The organism is Gemella sanguinis ATCC 700632 (assembly GCF_000701685.1).
GTDB classification, from domain to species: Bacteria; Bacillota; Bacilli; order Staphylococcales; family Gemellaceae; genus Gemella; species Gemella sanguinis.
The window spans coordinates 123521-147843 of sequence record NZ_JNJO01000004.1; the positions used below are offsets into that span (position 1 = coordinate 123521).

Below are 24323 nucleotides of genomic sequence, written 5' to 3' on the forward strand. Positions count from 1 at the left end.
AAAAGGTAAAATAATAGATAAGTATATTTAATAGAGGAGTTAAAAAATGACAAATATTTTAATTTTTGGACATAAAAATCCAGATACAGACACAATTTGTTCTGCTATCGTTTATAACAATTTAAAAAGACTTCAAGGTATGGATACAGAAGCAGTAAGACTTGGAGAATTAAATGATGAAACTAAATATGCACTAGAATACTTTGGTGTAAGTACACCTCGTCTAGTAGAAAGTCTTAAAGAAGGACAACATGTAATATTAGTCGATCATAACGAATTCCAACAATCAGCTAATGGAATTGAAAATGCAGTAATTCGTGAAGTTATTGATCACCATAGAATTGCTAACTTTGAAACTGCAGCACCATTATATTACAGAGCAGAACCACTTGGATGTACTGCAACTATCTTAAAGAAAATTTATGAAGAACAAAGTGTACATATAAATAAACAAATGGCTGGACTTATGTTATCAGCAATTATCTCTGATTCATTATTACTTAAATCACCAACATGTACATTACGTGATAAAGTTGCAGCAGAAGAATTAGCTGCTATTGCAGAGGTTAATTTAGAAGAATATGGATTAGCAATGCTAAAAGCAGGAGCGTCTACTAAAGATAAAAAAGCTGAAGAATTAATTTCATTAGATGCTAAAGAATTCATCTTAGGAGATGACAAACTGATCGTTGCGCAAATAAATACAGTAGATGAGAAAGAAGTATCTGAACGTAAAGAAGAACTAGTTAGTGCTATAAATAAAGAAATCTCAGAAAAAGGATTATCTGCATTTGTGTTTGTTATTACTAATATCTTAACTTCAAACTCTGAAGTTTTAGTACTAGGAGATAAAAAAGATAAAGTCGCTTCAGCATTTAATAAGGCTTTAAACAATGATTTTATGTTATTAGAGGGAGTAGTTTCACGTAAAAAACAAGTAGTTCCTCAAATTACAGAAGAGTTTACAAAATAATTTAGAATATTTTTGAAAGTGGGACTAGTTTCCACTTTCTGTATTATATGAGCTTAAAAGAATTTTAAGAATGAAAAAGAGGATTATAAATGAAAAATAGTAAATCTTTACTTTGGACTTTTATTAAGAGTACTGTAGTAAATTGCTTAATAGTTATTGCATTTTCAGGTCTATTTAATGGAAGTCTTAGGATTGATAAACCAATATACGGGTTCTATGGTGCATTGCTCTTAACTATATTGTATATGTTCATTAGACCGATAATATTGATGGTAAGTATAGTTCCAATTATTATGACTTTTGGTATTTTTATAGTTATAATTAATGCTTTATTGATTATGCTTGTGTCATATTTATTGTCACCCCATTTTGAAGTGGCGTCATTTGGCTCAGCATTTTTCTTAGCAATATTTATATCTATATTTAATGCATTATTAAATAGTAATGATAGAAAGATAATAATAAAAAAATTCTAAAGGTAGATAGATAACCTTAATATAATCTAAATAAAAAATAGTAAGGAAAACTAAATGAAAATAGTAACAACAAAAGATCTAATTGATAAATTAGATTTAGAAGTAATTAGTGGAGAAAAAGGGCTAGATAGGGAAATAACTACAGGGGAGTTGTCTCGACCTGCATTACAGTTGGCAGGTTACTTTTCACATTATAACCCCCAAAGAGTACAGATTCTTGGTACGAGTGAGTTATCTTTCTTTAAGTTATTAACTGACGCAGAAAAAAGTTCTAGAATGGGTATGTTATGTACAAGGATTACTCCTTGTATAATTGTTTCACGAGGTTTAGATATTCCTCATGAATTAATAGAAGCCTCTAATAAATATGATACTCCAGTACTACGTAGCAACTCTGAAACTACTAAGTTAATGGGATTTATTACATATCATCTGCAAAATATGTTTGCTCCAACTACATCGGTACATGGTGTATTTATTGAGGTTTACGGGATCGGCATACTATTAACTGGAGAAAGTGGTATTGGTAAAAGTGAAATAGCATTAGAACTAATAAAAAGGGGGCACCGCCTAGTAGCAGATGATAGAGTAGATATTAGGGAGCTTCAGAAAGATTACTTAATTGGAACATGCGAATCTCCTTTGATTAAGCACTTATTAGAAATAAGGGGACTAGGGATTATCAATGTAATGACATTATTTGGAACTGGGGCAGTTCGAAATGAGAAACGACTTCAACTAAATATTCATTTAGAAACATGGGATGAGTCTAAACAATATGATCGTATTGGTTTAAATAATGAAAAACAAGAAATATTAAGTTCTAAAATAGAGAAAAAAACTATTCCAGTTAGACCAGGACGAAACGTTGCAATTATTATTGAATCTGCAGCAATGAATTATCGTTTAAATCAAATGGGAACAAATACTGCAGAAGATTTTACTAGCAGGTTAAAAGAGGAAATAAAAAGAAATAACACAGAAAGTAGCAAAGGAGAATAAAAATGAGTTTAGGATATATTAATCCAATTGCATTTCATTTATTTACAAAACCTATTTATTGGTATGGAATTATAATTGCTACGACAGTGTTAGTAGCATATTTAATGGCTGAACGAGAAGCTTCAAAAAGAGGATTACCAAAGGATACGATGTTAGATCTTTTATTAATGGCTCTTCCAGTAGCTTTTATTTTCGCTCGAGCCTATTATGTTGTATTCAGATGGGATTACTATTCAAATCATAAAGATGAAATAATTGCAATATGGGACGGAGGAATAGCTATCTATGGTGGCCTATTAGGTGGCTTTATTGTATTATATTTCTTCGCTAGAAAAAGAAAAATTAAAATAATAAAGCTTTTAGATATTATTGCACCAAGTTTATTAGTAGGTCAAATGCTTGGACGTTGGGGTAATTTCTTTAATCATGAAGCTTTTGGTGGAGAAGTGAGTCGTTCATATTTAGAAGATAGATTTATTCCAAAATTTATAATAGATAATATGTTTATAGATGGAGCATACAGACAACCTACCTTTTTATACGAGAGTTTCTGGTGCTTTATAGCGGTAACTATATTATTAATATTAAGAAATAAATTATCTCAAAGTGAAGTGTTTGCTTCGTATATCATATTATATGGTGTAGAGAGATTTATCGTTGAAGGTATGCGAACAGACTCTTTATATATAGGTAGTTTACGTATTTCACAAGTACTTTCACTGGTATTTGTAGTTGGAAGTTTGATATACTTAATAGTGCTTAATACAAAGTTTAAAGACAAAAAAATATTGTATAAAGAATCATAAAAAGAGGGTGGAAACTATGACAGAAAAAATTTATGACTTAATTATTGTTGGAGCAGGTCCAGCGGGTATGACAGCATCAATTTATGCTTCACGTGCAAATATGTCTGTTCTAATGTTAGAGAGAAAGTATCCAGGTGGACAAATGCAATCTACAGAAGAAATTGAAAACTATACTGGGTATGAGCATATTACAGGACCTGAATTATCAGAAAAAATGTTTGAACATTCTAAGAAATTTGGTACTGAATTTGCATTTGGAAATATTACCAAAATAGAAGTAAAAGAAGATTTAAAATATGTTACTGCAGGATCTACAGTATATATAGCTAAAACAGTTATTGTTGCTACAGGATCTGAACATAGAAATCTTAATGTACCAGGAGAAGAAGAATTCTCAGGTAAAGGAGTAAGCTACTGTGCTGTTTGTGATGGAGCTTTCTTTAGAAATAAAGAAGTAGTAGTAGTTGGTGGAGGTGACTCTGCTGTTGAAGAAGCACTATATCTATCTAATCTTGTCTCTAAAGTTACAATTGTTCATAGACGTGATGAATTAAGAGCACAAAAAATCTTACAAGATAGAGCATTTGCTAAAGATAATATTGAATTTATTTGGGACAGTGTGGTCACTGAAATTAAAGGTGAAAGAAAAGTTTCATCAGTTGAGATTCGTAATGTGAAAACAGAAGAAATCAGTTCTATTCCTGCAGATGGGATATTCATATACGTAGGAATGATACCTCAAACTAATGATTTTACTGAGTTAGGAATTACAAATTCTTCAGGGTATATACCTACTAACGAAAAACTTGAAACGACAATTCCTGGAATTTTTGCAGCTGGTGATGTTAGAGAAAAAGAAATAAGACAAGTAGTAACAGCTACGTCTGACGGTGCAATAGCTGCACAAGGAGCATATAGTTTTGTAGAAAGCTTAAAATAAAAAATGGACTCAAGAATTTCTTGAGTCTATTTTTCTATTATAAATTCTGTTCTTAACGAAGAGTTTATTTCAAGTTTATCGTTAGTTACTGGATGATTAAATACAACCTTTAATGCACCAAGGTACATTTTATCATACTTATAACCATCGTGTGAATAGAGTTTATCTCCAATAATTGCGTTACCGATTGAAGACAAGTGAACTCGAATTTGATGAGTTCTTCCTGTATCTAGCGAAATTGTAACCATAAACTTATTTTGATCTATTTTTTCACAAGAGAGTATATTTGTTATAGCTTTTTTTCCTTTGTTTGTAACTGCCATTTTATTTTTTTCACGGCTATCACGACCTATATTATTTTTTATAGTCTGTGGTTTTATATTATTTTTTGTAAGTGCTGTATAATATCTTTTAATTTCCCGATTTTCTAACATATGATCGAGTTTTGATTTTATTAAGGGAGTTTTAGACAAAATTACCAGTCCACAAGTATCAATATCTAATCGATGAATTGGCTCTAGATATTGATAGTCAGAAATTAAATAATTAACTAATGTGTTATCTTCAGTACTAATATCATTTGGATGAGTTTTAATTCCAAATGGTTTTGAAACTACTAGTAGATATGAATCTTCATATTCTTTTATTATTGATAAGCTTTTATTTATTAAATAGTTTGATTTTGATAATTCTATATTTAGTTTAAGAATATCATTTTTCGATAATGGTGTGTTAAGTTTTGCGATATCATTATTAATTAAAATTGTATTTTTGTCTTGATGTGATTGCATTCTTATAATGTGAAGATTTTTCTTTGAAATTTTTAAAAATTTAACTAAATAATCCTCTACACTTTTATAATCATTTAAAACTTTAAAATGCATAATTGCTCCTTTTATAATTATTAAATATTGAAAATATAGTCGTAGTATGTTTTTAATAATACAATTGAGAATATTTTAGAGAATATTCATAATAACGTAATGTTCTTCTAGTTTTAGTAGCTTTAATTATATAATACTTTAGGTAATCAATAAAGTAAAAAGAGAGAATCATAAAAAGGTTATTTAGTATAATAATTTATATATATTATTATTACCTGTTGTTAAAGTGTAAAAGTTGAAAGTTATAAATTTATAAAAATATAATAAATTTAATTTATCTAAAGTATGATTATAACAATATTATTATAAGGTTAGTAACAGATTGGTCTACAACGGAAGAGGATATAGATAAGGTAATAAAATTATTTTAAAATTAAATTTTTAAGAAGCTAGGCATAAAGAACTAGTTTCTTTTTTTATCTATATATTTATAAATTAATGCATTAAAATTTAAATTTACTGTTGATTTTAAAGCTTATTTATAGTATTATTAAACTTGTATTTAGTAAAAGTAAACTAATAGTTTAATAACAGAATACTTTCAAGACAAAAAGTTTATTAATATTAAACCTTCATAACAAAAAGTAAGATAATAATAAACTTAGTAATAGCAATTTTGTTATTGTTAGGAAAGGAGATAAGATGTACTCAATAGGAGAAAGATTGAAAAGATTGAGAATTCAAAAAAATCTCACCCAAGAAGAATTAGGAGAACGTACAGATTTAAGTAAAGGATATATTTCACAAGTAGAACGTGACTTAGCTTCACCATCTATGGAAACATTTTTTAACATTTTACAGGTTCTAGGTTGTGCTCCAAAAGATTTTTTTGATAAAGAAAGTTCAAGTCAAAAAGTGTACTACTCATTAGAGGATCAAACTAGCTATGAAGAAACTGATGAAGGTTATGAATTAACTTGGTTAGTACCAGAATCTAATGAAAAAGAAATGGAATCATTAATTCTTAAATTAGAGAAAAATAGCAATTATAAAACTTTTTCACCTTCAGAATCAGAAACATTATGTTATGTTTTGCGAGGAAAATGTAAACTAAAACTTGGAGAAGAGGAATATATTGCTTCAGAAAAAGAATCATTTTATTTTTTAGCTACTTCAGAACACAGGTTATCAAATCCATTTGATCAAGAATGTGAAATTTTGATAGTAGCAACTAATTCGTATTTATAAGGAGAAAATAATGGCAAATATTGTTGAATTTAAAGATGTATCAATGTCGTTTGGTAATAATAAAGTTTTAAAAAATATTGATTTAGAAATTGAAAAAGGTAATTTTTATACTTTATTAGGACCAAGTGGTTGTGGTAAAAGTACAATTTTAAAATTAATAGGTGGATTTTTAAGTCCAACTTCAGGAGATGTACTATTAGATAATAAAGTGGTAAATGATTTACCGGCTAATAAACGTCAAGTTAATACTGTTTTCCAGGATTATGCATTATTTCCACACATGAATGTATTTGAAAACGTAGCTTTTGGTTTAAAAATAAAAAATGAAAAAAAAGAAGTTATAAATAAAAAAGTAAAAAAAGCTTTAAAACAAGTTAACCTTGTAGGTTTTGAAAAACGCGATATTAGTGAAATGAGTGGAGGGCAAAAACAACGTGTTGCAATTGCCCGCGCAATTGTAAATGAGCCGGAAATTATTTTACTTGACGAATCATTATCTGCTCTTGATTTAAAATTACGACAAGAGATGCAATATGAACTTCGTGAGTTACAACAACAAACAGGTATAACTTTCATTTACGTGACACATGACCAAGAAGAAGCTTTAGCAATGAGTGATTATATCTTTGTTATGAATAATGGTAAAATTGAACAAAGTGGAACCCCTCTGGATATTTATGATGAACCTGTAAACAGATTTGTTGCTGACTTTATAGGAGAATCTAATATTGTTAATGCAGTAATGATAGATGACTATTTAGTAGAAATTTACGGAAAACAATATGAATGTGTTGATGCTGGTTTAGATAAAAATAAACGAGTAGAAGTAGTAATTAGACCAGAAGATTTAGAAATTACTTCTCTTGAAAAAGGAAAAATCAACGTTGTAGTAGATACACAATTATTCAGAGGTGTACATTATGAAATTTGTTGTTTAGATGATCAGTATAACGAATGGATTGTACATTCTACTAAAGAAGCAAAACCTGGTTCTGCTGTCGGACTAAACTTTGATCCTGAAGCAATACATATCATGGTACCAGGAGAAACAGAAGAAGAATTTGACGCACGTTTAGAATCATATGAAGAGGAGGAATAATAATGTTTAATAAAAAAACACGCTCACTTTTCATGATTCCATATATAATGTGGATGTTACTTTTTGTAGTATTTCCAATTTTACTGATTGTTTATTATTCTTTTAGAGATATTAATGGTAATTTTACCCTTTCAAACTATCAAGTATTTTTTAGTAGCACATATGTATTAATGACGCTTTATAGTTTTTGGTATGCTTTTTTAATTACTCTAATTTGTTTAGTAATAAGTTATCCTTTAGCTTTTATAATTAGTAAAAGCAAATATAGCGAATTGCTACTTTTACTTATTATATTACCGACATGGATTAATATATTGTTAAAAACATACGCGTTCTTAGGATTATTTGGAGAATATGGAACAATTAACAGTTTCTTAGAATATATAGGAATAGGTACGCAAAGTTTATTATTCAACTCATTCAGTTTTGTATTTGTATCTAGTTACATATTCCTACCATTTATGTTATTACCAATTTATAACTCAGTAGTAGGAATTAATAGAAACTTGATAGAAGCTTCATATGATTTAGGGGCAGATTTTAAAACTACATTTAGAAAGATTATATTTCCTTTAAGTATTAATGGTGTAAAAACTGGTATACAGGTTACATTTATTCCAGCATTATCTCTATTTATGATAACAAGGCTTATTGCAGGTAACAAAATTATAAACTTAGGTACTGCCATTGAAGAGCATTTTCTTGTTACACAAAACTGGGGATTAGGATCTACAATAGCTGTGTTCTTAATAGTTGTAATGGGAATTATAATGGTATTAACAAATACTAAAGATAAAGTAACTATAGGAGGAAAAAAATAATGAAATTAACTTCAAAATTATATTTAATAGTTATTTTTGCAATATTATATATACCTCTAGTTTATTTAGCGTACTATTCATTTAACTCTGGAAAAACAATGATAGATTTCGAAGGATTCTCATGGAAACACTATGTAGAATTGTTTGAAAATACTCGTATGATGGTAATTGTTATTAATACTTTAGTAGTTGCTTTACTTTGTGGATTATTTTCAGCTGTTTTAGGAACATTAGGAGCATTAGGTATATACTCACTTAAATCTAACAAAAAGAAAAATAGCTTTTTAATTGGTAACAATATTTTAATTGTGAGTCCAGACGTAATAATTGGGTGTTCATTCTTACTTATGTTCACATTTATAGGAAAACAGTTAGGAATTGATAGTATTCAAGGTTTTTGGTCAGTTCTACTATCGCATATAGCTTTTAGTATACCGATAGTAGTATTGATGGTATTACCAAAATTATATGAGATGCCAAAATCTATAATTGATGCAGCTGTTGACCTTGGGGCAACATATCCACAAGTTTTAAGTAAAATCGTTATTCCGTATATTACTCCTGGAATTCTAGCAGGGTTCTTTATGGGACTAACTTATTCACTTGATGACTTTGCGGTAACTTTCTTCGTTACTGGTAATGGATTCCAAACACTATCAGTAGAAATTTATTCAATGGCAAGACAAGGAATAAACTTACAAATCAATGCATTATCAACAGTCTTAACTCTTTTTGTTGTAATTGCAGCAATTATATACTATATAATTAATACAAGTAAGTTGAAAAGGGAGGTAAGATAGTATGAAAAAATTACTTATTTCTGCTTTATCAATCTTAGTTATTTGTTTAGGATTATTATACAGTAGAGATTTCATTGATAGCTCAAGTAGTGGAGAAAAACAAACTCTTACAATTTTCAACTGGGGTGAATATATTGATCCAGACTTAATTAAAAAATTTGAAGCTGAAACTGGAATAAAAGTTGTTTATGAAACTTTCGATTCAAATGAGGCTATGCTAACAAAAATACAGTCAGGATCTACACCTTATGATTTAGTTGTACCTTCAGATTATATGATTAAAAAAATGAAGAAATTAGATTTATTAAAAAAACTAGATCATAGTAAACTAGAAGGTTTTGATAATATAGATAAACAATTTATAAATCTTTCTTTTGACCCTAACAACGAATACTCTGTTCCATATTTTTGGGGTACATTAGGAATAGTTTATAATAAGACAAAAGTTCCAAGTGATTTGAAATTTGAAAAATGGGATGACTTATGGGACGCTCGTTTAGAAAATAATATTCTTCTTATTGATGGCGCAAGAGAAATGATGGGAATTGCTTTACAATCTGAAGGTAATTCTGTAAATGATACTAATGAAGTTAATCTTAATTTAGCTGAGAAAAAATTAGAATTATTACATAAAAATGTTAAAGCAATAAATGCTGATGAGAAAAAAATGCTAATGATTAATAATGAAGCTTGGGTTTCAGTTGTCTTTTCAGGTGATGCATCAGCAATAATGACAGAAAATGAAAATATGGTATATTCAGTACCTAAAGAAGGAACAAACCTTTGGTTTGATAATATAGTTATACCTAAAACTTCAAAAAACGAAGATGCAGCTTATAAATTTATAAACTTTATGCTTAGACCAGAAAATGCAGCTCAAAATGCAAAATTCATTGGATACGCTACTCCAAATGAGAAAGCTAAAGAATTATTACCAGAAGAAGTTACATCTGATGAACAGTTCTATCCCGATTTAAGTAGTATAGGAAAAGCAGAAGTTTACGAAGATTTATCGCCAGCAATGCTTCAGTTATACAATGACTTATTCTTGAAATTTAAAATAAATAATAGAAATTAATATGAATTAAGATAAAGTAGATTATTTATAAAAAATGAAATCTACTTTATCTTTTTTATAGTTGTAATAACTAATCATCTTGTCATATAATAAATATAAATAGTAGAGAAGGGAGAATTATTATATGAAGAAAAGTACTGCACTATTAATTATAATATTACCAATAGAATTAATGACGTTATTGTTATTTTTTTTACCTGAAAGATATCTAGCAACTGGAACTATGATAATGGTACTATATTTTGGAATAATTTTTTTGATTTTAGGAAAATATATAAAAAGAGGAGATAATGCTCATTTGATTAATGGCATCGATATTAGTTTTGAAGAGGCAAAATTACCAGAAAATATTGAAAAGTATTCTAAAGATAGTAAGATTGTAGGAAATATATGTTTTGGAATGGGTAGTATATGTTTTCTTGTTGTAATAGTGTACTTTATTGTAATCAGTATTTAGTTAAAAGCATAGTGAAAAATTTTTCACTATGCTTTTTTTACTATAAGTAATATATAAAATATGGTATAATTATATAGTTAAGTTTATATAGGAGGATTGTATGTTTCAGGCTTTATATAGAAAATATCGACCACAATCATTTAAAGATATTGTAGGTCAAAATCATATAGTTTCAGTACTAAATAATGCAATTGAAAAGAATCAAATTAGCCATGCGTACTTGTTTTATGGACCTAGAGGAACTGGTAAAACTTCTGTTGCAAAAATATTTGCTAATGAAGTGAATAAAAATGAAGTATATCAAAAAGAAAATGTAGATATAATAGAAATTGACGCTGCAAGTAATAATGGTGTTGATGAAGTTCGTGATATTAAAGAAGCCATTAAATTTTTGCCAAGTGAAGGTAGATATAAGGTTTATATAATCGATGAGGTTCATATGCTTACAACAGCAGCATTTAATGCTCTGCTAAAAACGTTAGAAGAACCTCCAGCACATGTTATTTTTATTTTAGCTACTACTGAGATTCATAAAATACCAGCAACAATTTTATCAAGATGCCAAAGATTTGAGTTTAAAAATTTATCAGTTAAACAATTAGAGGATAGATTAAAATATATCTCAGAAAATGAAAGTCTAGATATAGAAGAAGATGCAATAAAGAAAATTGCAACCTTAGCTAAAGGTGGTTTGAGAGATGCAATAAGCATACTTGATCAAGTATCTAATTATTCTGAAAAAATCACTTTAGAAAATATCTTAGAAGTAACATCATCTATTAGTGAAGACAATATCTTAGAGTTTTATAAATATTTATTACAAGGAGATGTGACAAAATCACTACTTATGTATAATGATTTTGTCGCACAAGCTAAAGACACTAAACTTTTACTTAATGATTTAATAAATATTACAAGGGATATTGTAGTTTATAAAAATTTAAATAACACAAATTATACAAATTATAATGTGAAAATAATTGAGGATGTTGTAAAAGATGTTCCGTTTGATTATTTTTATAAAATAATTGAATATTTATCACAAACAGAGCAATATATAAGATTTTCAACTGAATATATGAGTTATATGCAAATATGTATAGTTAAAATATGTTCAAAAGCTAATTATAGCAATACTAAAGTAGATGTTGTATCAAATGAGGGTAGTAACATAGTTGTTAATACACAGATACAAGAACTAGAAAGTAGAATTATATTATTGGAAAAAAAATTACTACAGATGAAAAATCAAAAAGTAGAATTAAATAATAAGACAGAAAATTCAGATACTACTAAAGATTCATATTTATCTAACAATGTTGAAATAAAAGAGGTTATTATAAAAGATAAAAGTAAAATAGTGGAATTAATTAATAGTTCTAATGATAACTTTACTAATTATGCTTCTAATGTATTTGGTAGAATTATTAATGATAGTTTCTCTACGGATAACAATGAAATGTATGCTATGGGAGAGATATTTAAATCTTGTAAGTTAGTAGCTTCTTCGAAAATAGCAGGGTTACTTGTATTTAATGAAGCAGAAAGTATGATGAAAATGGCTCCAAATTCTAAATATAAGAAATATTTAGAGGAATTATTTAGAAGATATATTGGAGTAGATTATGCTATATATACTTTACAAGATCATCAATATAACACTCTACTAGATGAAATTAAAAATATTTCACCTAAGAAAGATAGTTTAGTTGAAATTAAAGAAGAACAAGAAGAGAAAGAAGACTCAAAAAACAAATCAAAAATTGAACAATTATTTTCAGATATTATAGTTGAAAAATAGAACTGAAATAAAATGAAAGATATTGAAAATTATTGACAATTTATGGGTTTTTAAATAGAATTATAATATAACAAGATATTTAGGAGGAAATAATATGCGTGGAATGGGAAATATGCAACAAATGATGAAAAAAATGCAAAAAATGCAAAAGGATATGTTAGCAGCCCAAGAAGGATTAAAAGATCAAACAGTTGAAGGTACAGTTTCTGGAGGAATGGTTACTGCAATAGCTAATGGAGATGGGAAAATTTTAGATATTAAAATTAAAGAAGAGGTAGTTGATCCAGAAGATATCGAAATGTTACAAGATATGGTTTTAACAGCAGTAAATGACGCATTAGAAAAATCTACTCAACTTAAAGAAGAAACTTTAGGTAAATTTACAAATGGATTAAATATTCCGGGACTATAAGATGCAATATCCAAAACCAATATTAGACTTGATAGATAGTTATTCACTTTTACCTGGAATAGGGAGAAAAACAGCCATTCGTCTTGCGTTTCATACGTTAAAGATGAATGATAATGATATAAATAATTTTGCTAAATCTTTAGTGGAATTAAAAGAAAAACTTACAAATTGTGAAGTTTGTCATAGATTATCTGAAACATCTGTATGTGATATTTGTACAGATAATTCACGTGATAAATCAACAATATGTGTTGTGGCTAACGACAATGATTTAGTTGCTATGGAAAATATGCAACAATATAGAGGAGTCTACCACGTTTTAGATGGCTTGATATCCCCTATGGATGGTATCGGTCCTTTAGACATTAATATTAAATCATTGTTTGAAAGAGCTCAAGATCCAATTGTTAAAGAAATAATTCTTGCGACAAATTCATCTCCAGAAGGAGAAGGGACAGCAAGCTTTATTTCAAAATATTTGAAGAATACGGATATAAAAGTAACTAGAATTGCTCAAGGAATATCATTTGGTAGTGATATAGAATATGTAGATGAGGTAACATTATCTAGAGCAATTTCTGGTCGAATAGAAATATAATTTTAGGAGGGCATAAATATGTCACAAAAATCAGTAAATGCAATTAAAGTTTTGGGTGTAGATGCTATTAACAAAGCAAAATCAGGGCATCCTGGGGTAGTAATGGGAGCTGCACCTATGGCCTACTCACTATTTGTCAATCATTTAAGAGTAAATCCAAAAAAAGAAGATTGGATTAACAGAGATAGATTTGTTTTATCTGCTGGTCATGGTTCAATGTTACTATATTCATTATTACATCTTTCTGGATTTGAAGATGTTTCATTAGAAGAAATTAAAAACTTTCGTCAATGGGGATCAAAAACTCCAGGGCACCCAGAATTTGGACACACAAAAGGTGTAGATGCGACTACAGGTCCATTAGGTCAAGGAGTATCAACAGCTGTAGGAATGGCTTTAGCTGAAAGATATTTAGCAGCTAAGTATAATAAAGAAGGATATAATTTATTTGATCACTACACATATGTAATTTGTGGTGATGGTGATATTATGGAGGGTGTTGCCTCTGAAACAGCAAGTTTTGCAGCAATTCAAAAATTAAATAAATTAGTAGTACTATATGACTCAAATGATATTTGTTTAGATGGTGAAACAAAAGATGCATTTTCTGAAAGTGTTCGTGCAAGATATGAAGCTTATGGTTGGAACACAATTCTAGTAGAAGAAGGATCTAATGTTGATGCTATAAGTAAAGCCTTAGAAGAAGCAAAAAAATCTGATAAACCAACTCTTATTGAAGTTAAAACTATTATAGGTGCGGGTTCACCTAATAAACAAGGAACAAATGGAGTTCATGGTGCTCCATTAGGAGAAGAAGAAACTGCATTATTTAGAAAAGAAATTGGTTGGGAATATGATCCATTTGAAATTCCAACTGAAGTATATGCAGACTTTAAAGAAAAAGTTGCTGATCGTGGAGAAGCTGCTTATAAATCATGGGAAAAATTATATGATGACTATAAAGCTAAATATCCAGAATTAGCATCTGAATTAGAAGAAGTATTATCAAGAAAAGATATTGAGCGCTTATCTAAAGAAAGCTTTGGATTCAAGAATGTTGGAGAAGCTCAAGCGACACGTAATTCATCACAAGATGCAATTAATAGCATAGCTGCAGTTTTACCTACATTCTTTGGAGGATCAGCAGACCTTTCTCACTCAAATATGACATTTATAAAAGGAGAAGGGCTTCAAGATAATGAAAATAGAGTAGCACGAAATGTACAATTTGGTGTACGTGAGTTCGGTATGGCAACTATCCTAAACGGATTAATGTTACACGGTGGAGTTCGTGTATTTGGAGGTACATTCTTCGTATTCTCTGATTACCTAAAAGCTGCACTAAGATTATCAGCTTTACAAGGACTTCCAGTAACATATGTATTTACTCATGATAGTATTGCAGTTGGTGAAGATGGTCCTACACATGAACCAATCGAACACCTAGCTTCATTAAGAACAATTCCAAATACTTATGTATTTAGACCAGCAGATGCAACTGAAACACAAGCTGCATGGTATTTATCACAAAAAGTTAATAATAAACCAACTTCATTAGTATTAACTCGTCAAAATCTTCCAGTTTTAGAAAATACTTCATTTGAAAAAGTATCTAAAGGTGCATATGTTGTTTATGAAACATCTTCAGATTTTGATACAATTTTAATAGCTACAGGATCAGAAGTTGCATTAGCAGTCGATGTAGCTCGTGAACTAGAAAAAGAAGGTTCTAAAGTACGTGTAGTAAGTATGCCATCTGTAGAATTATTTGAAGAACAATCTAAAGAATATAAAGAAGGATTATTACCACGTAATGTCCGTAGACGTGTATCTTTAGAAATGGGTAATACAGCTTTATGGTACAAATATGTTGGATTAGACGGATTAGCTATAGGTATCGACAATTTTGGTGCTTCTGCTCCAGCAAATAAAGTAATTGAAGAATATGGATTTACTGTAGCAAAAGTAGTAGAGAGAATAAAAAATGAGCTATAAAGAGATTGCACCCGGAGATATAATCAAGGTTAAAGTTACTGCTGTAAAACCATATGGAGCATTTATTGAAACTAGAGATGGTCAGGTTGGATTAATTCATATTTCAGAGATAACAAATTGTTTCATTTTTGATATTAGTAGTTATATTAAACAAGATGAAATTTTAGAAGTTAAAGTATTATCAATTAAAGATAACAAAATAAATGCTACTCTAAATTTCAAACAAAAAAAATCATCAAATAAAAAAGAAATAAATAGTCTAGATACTCTTAATTTTGTATATGGATTTGATACAATAAAGAGAAATATGAAGTTTTGGCAGAAAAAAGCAATGATTGAAATGAGAAATTCAAAATAAATCTATTGACAAATTTATTACAAATGTATATAATGAATTTACATATCAAATGAAGTTTAGGAATTGAAAGTAATTAAATATTATTTTCAGAGAGAGTCTAGCGGTGAGAAAGATTCATAATATTACTTTGATGCTACCTATATTTCACTTCATCGGCAGCTAAGCCGTTATAAACACTAATGAGGAGTACAAAAAATACTCGAATTAGGGTGGTAACACGATTAAGGTCGTCCCTTGTGTAATTAATTTTACACAAGGGACTTTTTATTTTTATAATTTAAGGAGAAAAAAATGAAACAATTAACATCAACAGAAATAAGAAGAATGTTTTTAGACTTCTTTGTAGTAAAAGGACATAAAATAGAACCTAGTGCTTCACTAGTTCCAGTGGATGACCCTACATTATTATGGATTAACTCTGGTGTAGCAACTTTAAAGAAATATTTTGATGGACGTGTGATACCTGAAAATCCTAGAATTACAAACTCACAAAAGTCAATACGTACTAATGATATTGAGAATGTAGGTAAAACAGCTCGTCACCATACTTTTTTTGAAATGTTAGGAAACTTTTCAATTGGAGATTACTTTAAACCTGAAGCAGTTGCTTGGGCTTGGGAATTTTTAACATCTGAAAAATGGTTAGGTTTAGAGAAAGAAAAATTATCAGTAACTATACACCCTGAAGATACTGAGGCTTACGATATTTGGCGTAATCAAATTGGATTACCCGAAGAAAGAATTATTCGTATTGAAGGTAACTTCTGGGATATAGGAGAAGGACCATCAGGGCCTAATACTGAAATTTTCTATGACCGTGGTGAAGAAACAGATACAAAATCACCAAAAGAAGAGATGTATCCAGGTGGTGAAAACGAAAGATATCTAGAAGTTTGGAATGTAGTATTTAGTCAATATAACCATAATGCGGATGGTACTTATACAGAACTTCCTGCCAAAAATATTGATACAGGTATGGGACTTGAAAGAATAGCTTCTGTATTACAGGATGTTCCAACAAACTTTGATACTGATTTATTTATGCCTATAATAAATGAAATTGAAAAATTATCTGGGAAAAAATATGGTGTTAATAATGAACAGGATGAAGCATTTAAAGTTATTGCTGACCACATTAGAACAGTTGTATTTGCTATTGCTGATGGAGCACTTCCATCTAATGAAGGTAGAGGATATATTCTAAGAAGATTACTTCGTAGAGCTGTTAGATATGCAAAAGTTTTAGAATTAAATAATTCATTTATGTATAAACTAACTGATGTAGTTGCAGAAATAATGAATGATTATTATCCAAATGTAAAAGAATCAGCTGATTTTGTTAAAGATGTAATTCTAAAAGAAGAAGATAGATTCCATGAAACTCTTAATGAGGGAGAAGCTATTTTAAATGGTATTGTTAGTGAAGTTAAAGATACTACAAAAATCATTTCAGGTAAAGATGCATTTAAGTTATATGATACTTTTGGTTTCCCAATTGAATTAACAGAAGAATATGCTGAAGAATATGGTTTAAAAGTTGATATCGATGGATTTAATGAAGAAATGGAAAAACAAAAAGAACGAGCAAGATCATCAAGACAAGATGATTCATCAATGCAAGTTCAATCAGATTTATATAGCAGAATTATTGGAAATAGTGAATTTATAGGATATACTCAATTTGAAGTATCTTCTAAGCTATTAGCTATAGTTGATAAAGAAGATAATTTATTAGATAAATACTCTGACGAAGAAGTTGTAAAAGTTGTATTTGAAAAAACACCATTTTATGCAGAGAGTGGAGGTCAAATTGCGGACCATGGTGAAATCTTAGCTAATGGATTTAAAGCCAAAGTACTTGATGTTAAAAAACTACCTGATAAACGTCATATTCACTTTGTAAAAGTACTAGAAGGTGAATTTGAAGTTGGAAAAGATTATGAACTAATCGTAAGCAGAGACTTTAGATTGAATGTTGAGAAAAACCATACAGCTACCCACTTATTAAATGAAGCACTACGACATGAAGTAGGTTCACATATAAAACAAGCTGGATCTCTTGTAACTGATGAGAAACTAAGATTTGACATTACTCATTTTGCACCTTTAACAAAAGAAGAAATTGAAAAAGTAGAGCAAGAAGTTAATAAACAAATTTGGAATGCTTTAGAAATTAAAACTGAAGAAATGCCAATTGCTGAAGCAAGAAAATTAGGAGCTCAAGCATTGTTTGGTGAAAAATATGGGGATATAGTTCGAGTTGTCTCAATTGGTGATTATTCAATAGAATTATGTGGTGGTACACATAATTCAAACAGTAGCGAAGTAGGAATTTTCAAAATTGTTTCTGAAACTGGTGTTGCTGCAGGGGTTCGTAGAATAGAAGCTTTAACTGGAAAAGCTGCTTATGAATATTTAAGACAACAAGAAGAGACACTTCGTACAGTTGAAAAATTAACAAAAGCTAATGCTTCAAATGTTGTAGAAAAAGTAACTAATTTACAAACTGAAATTAAAAAACTTTCTAAAGAAAAAGAAAGTTTACAACAAAAAATTGCTAATGCAGAGTTAAATAATTTAGTAAACAATATTAAAGAAGTTAATGGTATAAACGTACTTACAAGCGTTGTAGAATCTGAAAATATGAATCATTTAAAACAACTTGTAGATAATGCTAAATCTAAATTAGAAAATTATGTTATTGCCTTTGCTTCAATTAATGATGATAAAGTTAACTTTGTAGTTGCAGTAGATAAAGCTATTACAGATAAATATAATGCTGGAAAACTTGTAAATGTTTTAGCAACTGTATGTGAAGGTCGAGGCGGTGGACGTCCAGACATGGCACAGGCTGGAGCTAAGAATAAAGACAATATAGATAAAGCATTTGAAGAATTAATAGCTAATATTTAATATTATATTGCCTTACCTTACCTTAAGAACAAGGGTGCTATAGTTTTAATTATAGTACCCCTTGTTCATTTTTTATAATATAAATAAATATGTTATTTTACTCCCTTTTTTTATGAAAATATGGTATAATGGTGTAGATTATTATGGATATAATAATCTTTATAGTAATTTAATTTAACAATAAATTATTATAGTATAGATTATTTAAGATAAATTAGGAGGTTTCTTAATATGGAAAACAAAAAATTAGGAAAAGTAGAAATTAATCCAAGTGCTTTAACTGTTATTGCAAATATTGCAGCAAGTGAAGTTGAAGGTGTATCAAAATTATTAGGAAAAAAAGTATACTCTAAAGGAGTAGAACTAGAATTCGTAGGTGAGGAATTACTTATCGATGTATACTGTAATTTAAAATCAGGATATTCAATTGCTAAAACTGCAAGAAAAATTCAAGAAAATGTGAAAAATTCTATTTTTAATATGACAGAAATCAATACTAAAACTGTTAATGTGAATATTATAGGAATTGATTTTTAATTAGGAGATACTAATGAAAAGTAGACATGAATTAAGAGAATCAGTATTTAAAATTTTATTTCAGGTAGAAAATACAGATTTAGATTATAGAGAATTATTAGAGTTTGAAGTGGACGATGTTTCAGGTAGTGAATATGTAACTAGAACTTTAGATGATATTTTTGAGAAAAAAAATGAAATTGATGAAATAATAACTAATAACTTAAAAGATTGGAAGTTAGAACGTTTATCAAAAATGGATAGACAAATTTTAAGAATATCTACATATGAAATTTTATTTACAGATATTCCTTACAAGGTTTCTATAAATGAAGCTGTAGAACTTTCAAAAAAATATAGTGAAAAAGATGATAGCTATAAATTTATCAATGGAGTATTAAAAGGTATAGTTGAAACTTCAACTAAATAAGAGGTAATATTATTGGAAGAAAAAGCATATTTAACTGTTACGGCATTAAATAAATATATTGAGAAAAAGTTTATTTTAGACCCTTATCTAGGTGAAATAAATATAAAGGGCGAGATATCAAATTTTAAACTACACAATAATAACAATATTTATTTTTCTATTAAAGATGAAAATACAAGAATAAATGCCGTTTGGTTCGGTGCTAAGAGTCGTGAGTTTAAAGACGGTGATACAGTTTTAATTAAGTCTAAAATAAACTTTTACTTTCCAAGAGGTGAACATAACCTAATAGTTATCGATATGAAAAAAGATCGTATTGGTGAACTATATCAGAAGTTTTTAGAATTAAAAGAAAAGCTTGAAAAAGAAGGATTATTCTCGTCAGAGTTTAAAAAGGATATTCCAAAATTTAGTCAAAAAATTGCTTTAATAACAGCAAAAACAGGTGCTGCTATACAAGATATGACTAGAACAATACAAAGAAGATTTCCAATTGCTAAAATTAATGTTTATTCAACGTTAGTTCAAGGAGAAAACTCAGTTGAAGATATTGTAAAAAATATTGTTCTTGCTGATAGTGAAGATAATGATGTAATTATATTAGGACGTGGTGGAGGATCGATTGAAGATTTGTGGAGTTTCAATACTGAAGAAGTTGTCCGAGCAATCTTTAATTGTAAAACTCCTATTGTAACAGGAATTGGCCATGAGACAGATACAACGTTATCAGATTTTGTATCAGATGTTAGGGCATCAACGCCGACTGCTGCTGCAGAATTAGTAACCCCAAATATAATTGATATAAAAAATAGATTATCTTTTAATAGTGATAAATTAAATAGAAGAATGTCTTATATATTGGAAGAATATAGAACTAGGATAGCAAATAGTAATTCAAATCCTTACTTTAGAAATTACACAAATATTTATAATATTTATAAAGAAAAAGTTTGTTTATTAGAGAAAGAATTATCCAAAGGGTTAAATAACTTACTTAAGGAAAAGAAATCTGAATTAACTATTTCTAAAGAAATATTCCAAAAGATAGATGTTATAGGTCCATATAAAGAATATTTCATTAAAAAAGTTGATAGCCTTGAGGCGAATTCTCCTATTAATATATTAAAAAAAGGATACTCAATTACATATTTAAATGATAATAAAATTACATCAGTAAAAAGTGTTAACAAAAATGATAATATATCTGTAAGGCTTTCAGATGGTTTATTAGAATGTAATGTAATTGATACAATAGAAGAAGGAGTAGAGTAATGGCTAAAGAAAGTTTTGAGTCGAATTTAATTAATCTTGAAAAAATTGTTTCTGAATTAGAATCAGGACAACTCTCATTAGAGGAATCGTTAGAAAAATACAAAAAAGGTATAGACCTAGTAAAAAAATGTAATACAATTATAGAAAATGCAGAAAAAGAAGTTCAAAGACTAACTGAGGATATTAAAACAAATGAATAGTTTCGAGCAATTTATAAATGAAAATAGAAATTCTTTAAATATTTATGCAAAAGAATATATTGAAAACCTAGAAATTCCTGAATTATTAAAGGAATCAATTATTTATTCGTTGGTTAATGATGGGAAAAAAATAAGACCATTATCGTTTTTATATTTATTAAAATTTTATAAAATAGATTATAAAGAATATTTTGATGTTGCATTAGCAATAGAATTAGTACATACTTACTCATTGGTTCATGATGATTTACCTGAAATGGATAATGACGATTATCGCTGGGGAAAACCAACTAATCACCGAGTATATGGACAAGATATTGCAGTTCTAACTGGTGATTCAATGCTAACATTAGCATTTGAAGTGTTAAGTAAAGCAAATATAAATGATACTCTTAAAGTTAATCTTATCCAACAATTTGCTAATTATTCTGGAGCAATGGGAATGATTGCTGGTCAAGTGTACGATGTTAAGCAAAAAAACTATCAAGTTGATGCTAATTATCTAAAATTGATGCATAGTTTAAAAACAGGTAGACTAATAGAATTACCGCTTGATTTTGCTTGTAAAATAGCTCGAAAAGAATCGGATTTAGATTATATAAGAAGTTTTGGTAAAGAGCTAGGTATAGCGTATCAAATAAAAGATGATATTTTAGATTATTATGGTGAATTTGAAAAAATAGGTAAATTACCAAGTGATGAAGATATGATTACTTATCTTAGTTTTTATGGAATAGATGAATGTAAAGAGTTACTAGAAAAACACACAACAAATGCAATAGAAATTTCAAGAAAATTAGAAAACAATTTATTGGAAGATTTTGCTAATTATTTATTGAAAAGAGATAAATAAAAATAACCACGGTAGTTTAGGGGTAAACTTCCGTGGTTTTATACAGTAAATATTAACGTAGGGTGGGCACTGGAATTTCTATGTACTATGTTAATATATAATTTTAATCATATAAATTGTAGTTACTGGCACAAACATGAGGATTACTGTTAATTGTAAAACTAAAAGTAGTTTGTTAAACAATATATATAATTAAGACTGTATGTTATTAATCATAATGATTAAATATGTAGTATTTAACTCTATAGTAAGAGTTTTAAATAATTCCAGGTTGTAAGCCCAAATAAAGTCAAACAACTTTACATAAATATTATACTAAAAAAATCATGAAATTTAAAGTATTTGTGTAAAATTAATAAAAGTTTTTTTACTGATTAAGATGGAAATCTAAATTAAATTAATGTATAATAAAAAATTAACGAAGTAAAAATAATTAAGGTGGAAGTTATGAAAATATTGGTAGCTGTAAATGAATTTAAAGGTTCATTGACCTCAAGGGAAATAGCAGATTTAATTTCAAAATTAGCTAATAGTAGGTATAAAAATATAGAAATAGTACCTGAAGTAATTGCGGATGGTGGAGACGGTTTTTTAGATATTTTTAATAATTTTTCTAAAAAAGAAGTACTAGTCACTAATGCTATGGGTGAGAAAATTAAAGCTAGTTATTTAGTTGATTATAATAATAAGAAAGCAGTTATAGAAGTAGCAGAAATAATTGGTCTAAAAAAAGTAAGTGAAAAAAATCCGTACCTAGCAAGTACTTATGGTTTAGGAGAAGTAATAAAATCATTACTCCAGGAAAATATTAGAGATTTTATTATAGGCCTTGGAGGAAGCGCAACTAATGATTGTGGCATAGGCATGCTAAGTGCTTTAGGGTATAAATTCTATGATAAAAATAATAATGAATGTATACACGGTATAAATGCCTTAAGTAAAATAAATAGGATTGATGACTCTTATTTAAATGAAAATCTAAAAAATGCTAAGTTTACACTCATCAGTGATGTTGAAAACATTCTATGCGGCCAAGAAGGAGCTACATATGTCTTTTCTAAACAAAAAGGTTTAAAGGAAGAAAATTTTCAGATTGTAGACGATTATGTTAATAAATTTACAAGAATAGTGTATAATAAGTACAATACAAATTATTCAAATATTTTAGGTAGTGGTGCTGCAGGTGGTTTAGCTTATGGTTTTCTAACTTTTACAAACTCTGAAATAAAAAAAGGTTCTGATTTTATGATAGAATATCTTGAAATAGAAGAGAAAATAAAAGAGATAGATATAGTAATTACTGGAGAAGGTAAATTAGATTTGCAAAGCTTTATGGGAAAAGCACCTATTGAGATAGCTAGAGTAGCAAAAAAATATAAAAAGAATGTAATATTTTTAGCAGGAACTATTGTAGATAAAGAAATAGATACACTTGACACTAATACTAAGAGCATTATAGACGCTTCTTTTTCTATATTGAGAGGGATTTCAACTCTAGATGAAGCTATGAATAAAAAAATTGCAATTTCAAACTTAGAAAATACTGTGTCTCAAGTTTTTAATTTATTGGAGATTTTTAAGAATGAATAATAGTAATATTTTAAAGGGAATATTTTGTATAATAATTGCTGGATTTGGATTTGCATTAATGTCTTTGTTTGTTAAATTATCTGGTGATTTACCATCCATGCAAAAAGGTTTTTTTAGAAATATAATAGCTGTATTTATATCTTCGATACCACTTATTAAACATTGGAAAGTTATAAATATTCCAAAAAATAAGACTGGATGGTTAGTACTAATTTCAAGAAGTGTATTTGGAACTATTGGATTGGTTTTGAATTTTTACGCTATTTCACATATAAGCCTAGCAGATTCTTCGATTATTCAAAAACTGTCTCCTTTTATTATTATAATACTATCATATATATTTTTTAAAGAAGAAATGACTAGATTTCAATTTTTCTCAATAATTATTGCTTTTATTGGGATTATATTAATAATTAAACCAAGTGGTAATGATATTATTAGTATGGGGGCATTAGCTGCATTATTAGGTGCTTTATGTGCGGGTATTGCATATACTTGTGTAAGATACTTAGGAACACATAATATATCGGGTGAGTTTATAATATTTTTCTTTTCTAGTTTATCGTCATTAATGTTATTACCATATCTAATTTTTGATTATAGATCGATGTCATTATATCAATTATCAATGTTATTATTAGCAGGTATTAGTGCTACAATAGGTCAGTATGGTGTAACGTTTGCATATAAATTTGCAGCAGCGAAAAATATTTCAGTTTTTGATTATTCACAAGTATTATTTTCTGGTATTTTTGGATATATGTTTTTTGGAGAATTTCCAGATTTTCAAAGTTTAATAGGATATATTATAGTAATATCAGTAGGTATAGTTTTAGTATTGAGATCTAAGTAAGGAGGTAA

Annotated in this window: 25 protein-coding genes; 24 read left to right on the forward strand and 1 reads right to left on the reverse strand. The window is 28.4% G+C overall.

The genetic code is table 11. The features are described 5' to 3' along the window. Positions 1–46 precede the first annotated feature (46 nt). From T369_RS0103675 to trxB, 5 genes are all read left to right on the forward strand, one after another. Entirely contained in the window at positions 47–973 is a 927-nt protein-coding gene (locus T369_RS0103675; RefSeq protein ID WP_031551866.1) for a manganese-dependent inorganic pyrophosphatase, read from the forward strand. 89 nt (positions 974–1062) lie between these two features. Beyond that, positions 1063–1449, forward strand: coding sequence for a phage holin family protein (locus tag T369_RS0103680; protein WP_031551868.1), 387 nt, complete (start codon positions 1063–1065; stop codon positions 1447–1449). Positions 1450–1503: 54 nt separating this feature from the next. Further along, the gene (hprK, locus tag T369_RS0103685) at positions 1504–2451 is read left to right on the forward strand and encodes an HPr(Ser) kinase/phosphatase (RefSeq protein ID WP_031551872.1); all 948 of its coding nucleotides are present in this window, start codon (positions 1504–1506) and stop codon (positions 2449–2451) included. 2 nt (positions 2452–2453) lie between these two features. After that, positions 2454–3257 carry a prolipoprotein diacylglyceryl transferase gene (lgt, locus tag T369_RS0103690; protein WP_031551875.1) on the forward strand — a complete coding sequence of 268 codons (804 nt, stop codon included), beginning with the start codon at positions 2454–2456 and terminating at the stop codon, positions 3255–3257. Positions 3258–3273: 16 nt separating this feature from the next. Beyond that, positions 3274–4197, forward strand: a complete 924-nt coding sequence (trxB, locus tag T369_RS0103695) for a thioredoxin-disulfide reductase (protein WP_031551878.1) — start codon at positions 3274–3276, stop codon at positions 4195–4197. 26 nt (positions 4198–4223) lie between these two features. On the opposite strand, the gene T369_RS0103700 is transcribed toward trxB, so the two are convergent. Further along, positions 4224–5081, reverse strand: a complete 858-nt coding sequence (locus tag T369_RS0103700) for an RluA family pseudouridine synthase (RefSeq protein ID WP_031551880.1) — start codon at positions 5079–5081, stop codon at positions 4224–4226. Between the two features lie 642 nt (positions 5082–5723). On the opposite strand from T369_RS0103700, the gene T369_RS0103705 reads away from it, so the two are divergent. From T369_RS0103705 to T369_RS0103795, 19 genes are all read left to right on the forward strand, one after another. Beyond that, a complete protein-coding gene (locus tag T369_RS0103705) occupies positions 5724–6269 on the forward strand; it encodes a helix-turn-helix domain-containing protein (protein ID WP_031551883.1) in 546 nt (181 codons plus the stop codon). A gap of 10 nt (positions 6270–6279) precedes the next feature. Beyond that, on the forward strand, positions 6280–7368 hold the full coding sequence (locus T369_RS0103710) for an ABC transporter ATP-binding protein (protein ID WP_031551885.1): 1089 nt from the start codon (positions 6280–6282) through the stop codon (positions 7366–7368). Positions 7369–7370: 2 nt separating this feature from the next. Further along, on the forward strand, positions 7371–8189 hold the full coding sequence (locus tag T369_RS0103715; RefSeq protein ID WP_031551888.1) for an ABC transporter permease: 819 nt from the start codon (positions 7371–7373) through the stop codon (positions 8187–8189). Continuing rightward, entirely contained in the window at positions 8189–8989 is an 801-nt protein-coding gene (locus T369_RS0103720) for an ABC transporter permease (RefSeq protein ID WP_031551890.1), read from the forward strand. Before T369_RS0103715 ends, T369_RS0103720 begins: the two co-directional genes overlap by 1 nt. A gap of 1 nt (position 8990) precedes the next feature. Continuing rightward, positions 8991–10067, forward strand: a complete 1077-nt coding sequence (locus T369_RS0103725; RefSeq protein WP_031551892.1) for an ABC transporter substrate-binding protein — start codon at positions 8991–8993, stop codon at positions 10065–10067. A gap of 124 nt (positions 10068–10191) precedes the next feature. After that, on the forward strand, positions 10192–10524 hold the full coding sequence (locus T369_RS0103730) for a hypothetical protein (protein ID WP_031551896.1): 333 nt from the start codon (positions 10192–10194) through the stop codon (positions 10522–10524). Between the two features lie 100 nt (positions 10525–10624). Next, positions 10625–12325: a DNA polymerase III subunit gamma/tau gene (gene dnaX, locus T369_RS0103735; protein WP_031551899.1), complete on the forward strand. Its 1701-nt coding sequence runs from the start codon at positions 10625–10627 to the stop codon at positions 12323–12325. Between the two features lie 94 nt (positions 12326–12419). After that, positions 12420–12737, forward strand: a complete 318-nt coding sequence (locus T369_RS0103740) for a YbaB/EbfC family nucleoid-associated protein (protein WP_031551902.1) — start codon at positions 12420–12422, stop codon at positions 12735–12737. A 1-nt stretch (position 12738) separates the two neighbouring features. Further along, positions 12739–13335: a recombination mediator RecR gene (gene recR, locus T369_RS0103745; protein ID WP_006364998.1), complete on the forward strand. Its 597-nt coding sequence runs from the start codon at positions 12739–12741 to the stop codon at positions 13333–13335. A gap of 18 nt (positions 13336–13353) precedes the next feature. Next, positions 13354–15330: a transketolase gene (tkt, locus tag T369_RS0103750; protein ID WP_031551907.1), complete on the forward strand. Its 1977-nt coding sequence runs from the start codon at positions 13354–13356 to the stop codon at positions 15328–15330. Further along, on the forward strand, positions 15320–15688 hold the full coding sequence (locus T369_RS0103755) for a S1 RNA-binding domain-containing protein (RefSeq protein ID WP_006365000.1): 369 nt from the start codon (positions 15320–15322) through the stop codon (positions 15686–15688). Before tkt ends, T369_RS0103755 begins: the two co-directional genes overlap by 11 nt. A gap of 291 nt (positions 15689–15979) precedes the next feature. Then, positions 15980–18601: an alanine--tRNA ligase gene (gene alaS / locus T369_RS0103760; protein WP_031551909.1), complete on the forward strand. Its 2622-nt coding sequence runs from the start codon at positions 15980–15982 to the stop codon at positions 18599–18601. A 231-nt stretch (positions 18602–18832) separates the two neighbouring features. Next, entirely contained in the window at positions 18833–19138 is a 306-nt protein-coding gene (locus tag T369_RS0103765; protein WP_031551911.1) for an Asp23/Gls24 family envelope stress response protein, read from the forward strand. Positions 19139–19151: 13 nt separating this feature from the next. Then, entirely contained in the window at positions 19152–19547 is a 396-nt protein-coding gene (gene nusB / locus T369_RS0103770) for a transcription antitermination factor NusB (RefSeq protein ID WP_031551913.1), read from the forward strand. 12 nt (positions 19548–19559) lie between these two features. After that, positions 19560–20819, forward strand: coding sequence for an exodeoxyribonuclease VII large subunit (xseA, locus tag T369_RS0103775; protein ID WP_031551925.1), 1260 nt, complete (start codon positions 19560–19562; stop codon positions 20817–20819). Beyond that, positions 20819–21019: an exodeoxyribonuclease VII small subunit gene (gene xseB / locus T369_RS0103780; RefSeq protein WP_031551928.1), complete on the forward strand. Its 201-nt coding sequence runs from the start codon at positions 20819–20821 to the stop codon at positions 21017–21019. Before xseA ends, xseB begins: the two co-directional genes overlap by 1 nt. Further along, positions 21012–21872, forward strand: coding sequence for a polyprenyl synthetase family protein (locus T369_RS0103785; protein WP_031551931.1), 861 nt, complete (start codon positions 21012–21014; stop codon positions 21870–21872). The genes xseB and T369_RS0103785 overlap by 8 nt, the downstream gene beginning before the upstream one ends. Positions 21873–22319: 447 nt before the next feature. Next, complete coding sequence (locus tag T369_RS0103790; protein WP_031551934.1) at positions 22320–23462, forward strand: glycerate kinase; 1143 nt, start codon at positions 22320–22322, stop codon at positions 23460–23462. Then, the gene (locus T369_RS0103795) at positions 23455–24315 is read left to right on the forward strand and encodes a DMT family transporter (RefSeq protein ID WP_031551937.1); all 861 of its coding nucleotides are present in this window, start codon (positions 23455–23457) and stop codon (positions 24313–24315) included. The genes T369_RS0103790 and T369_RS0103795 overlap by 8 nt, the downstream gene beginning before the upstream one ends. Positions 24316–24323: the final 8 nt, after the last annotated feature.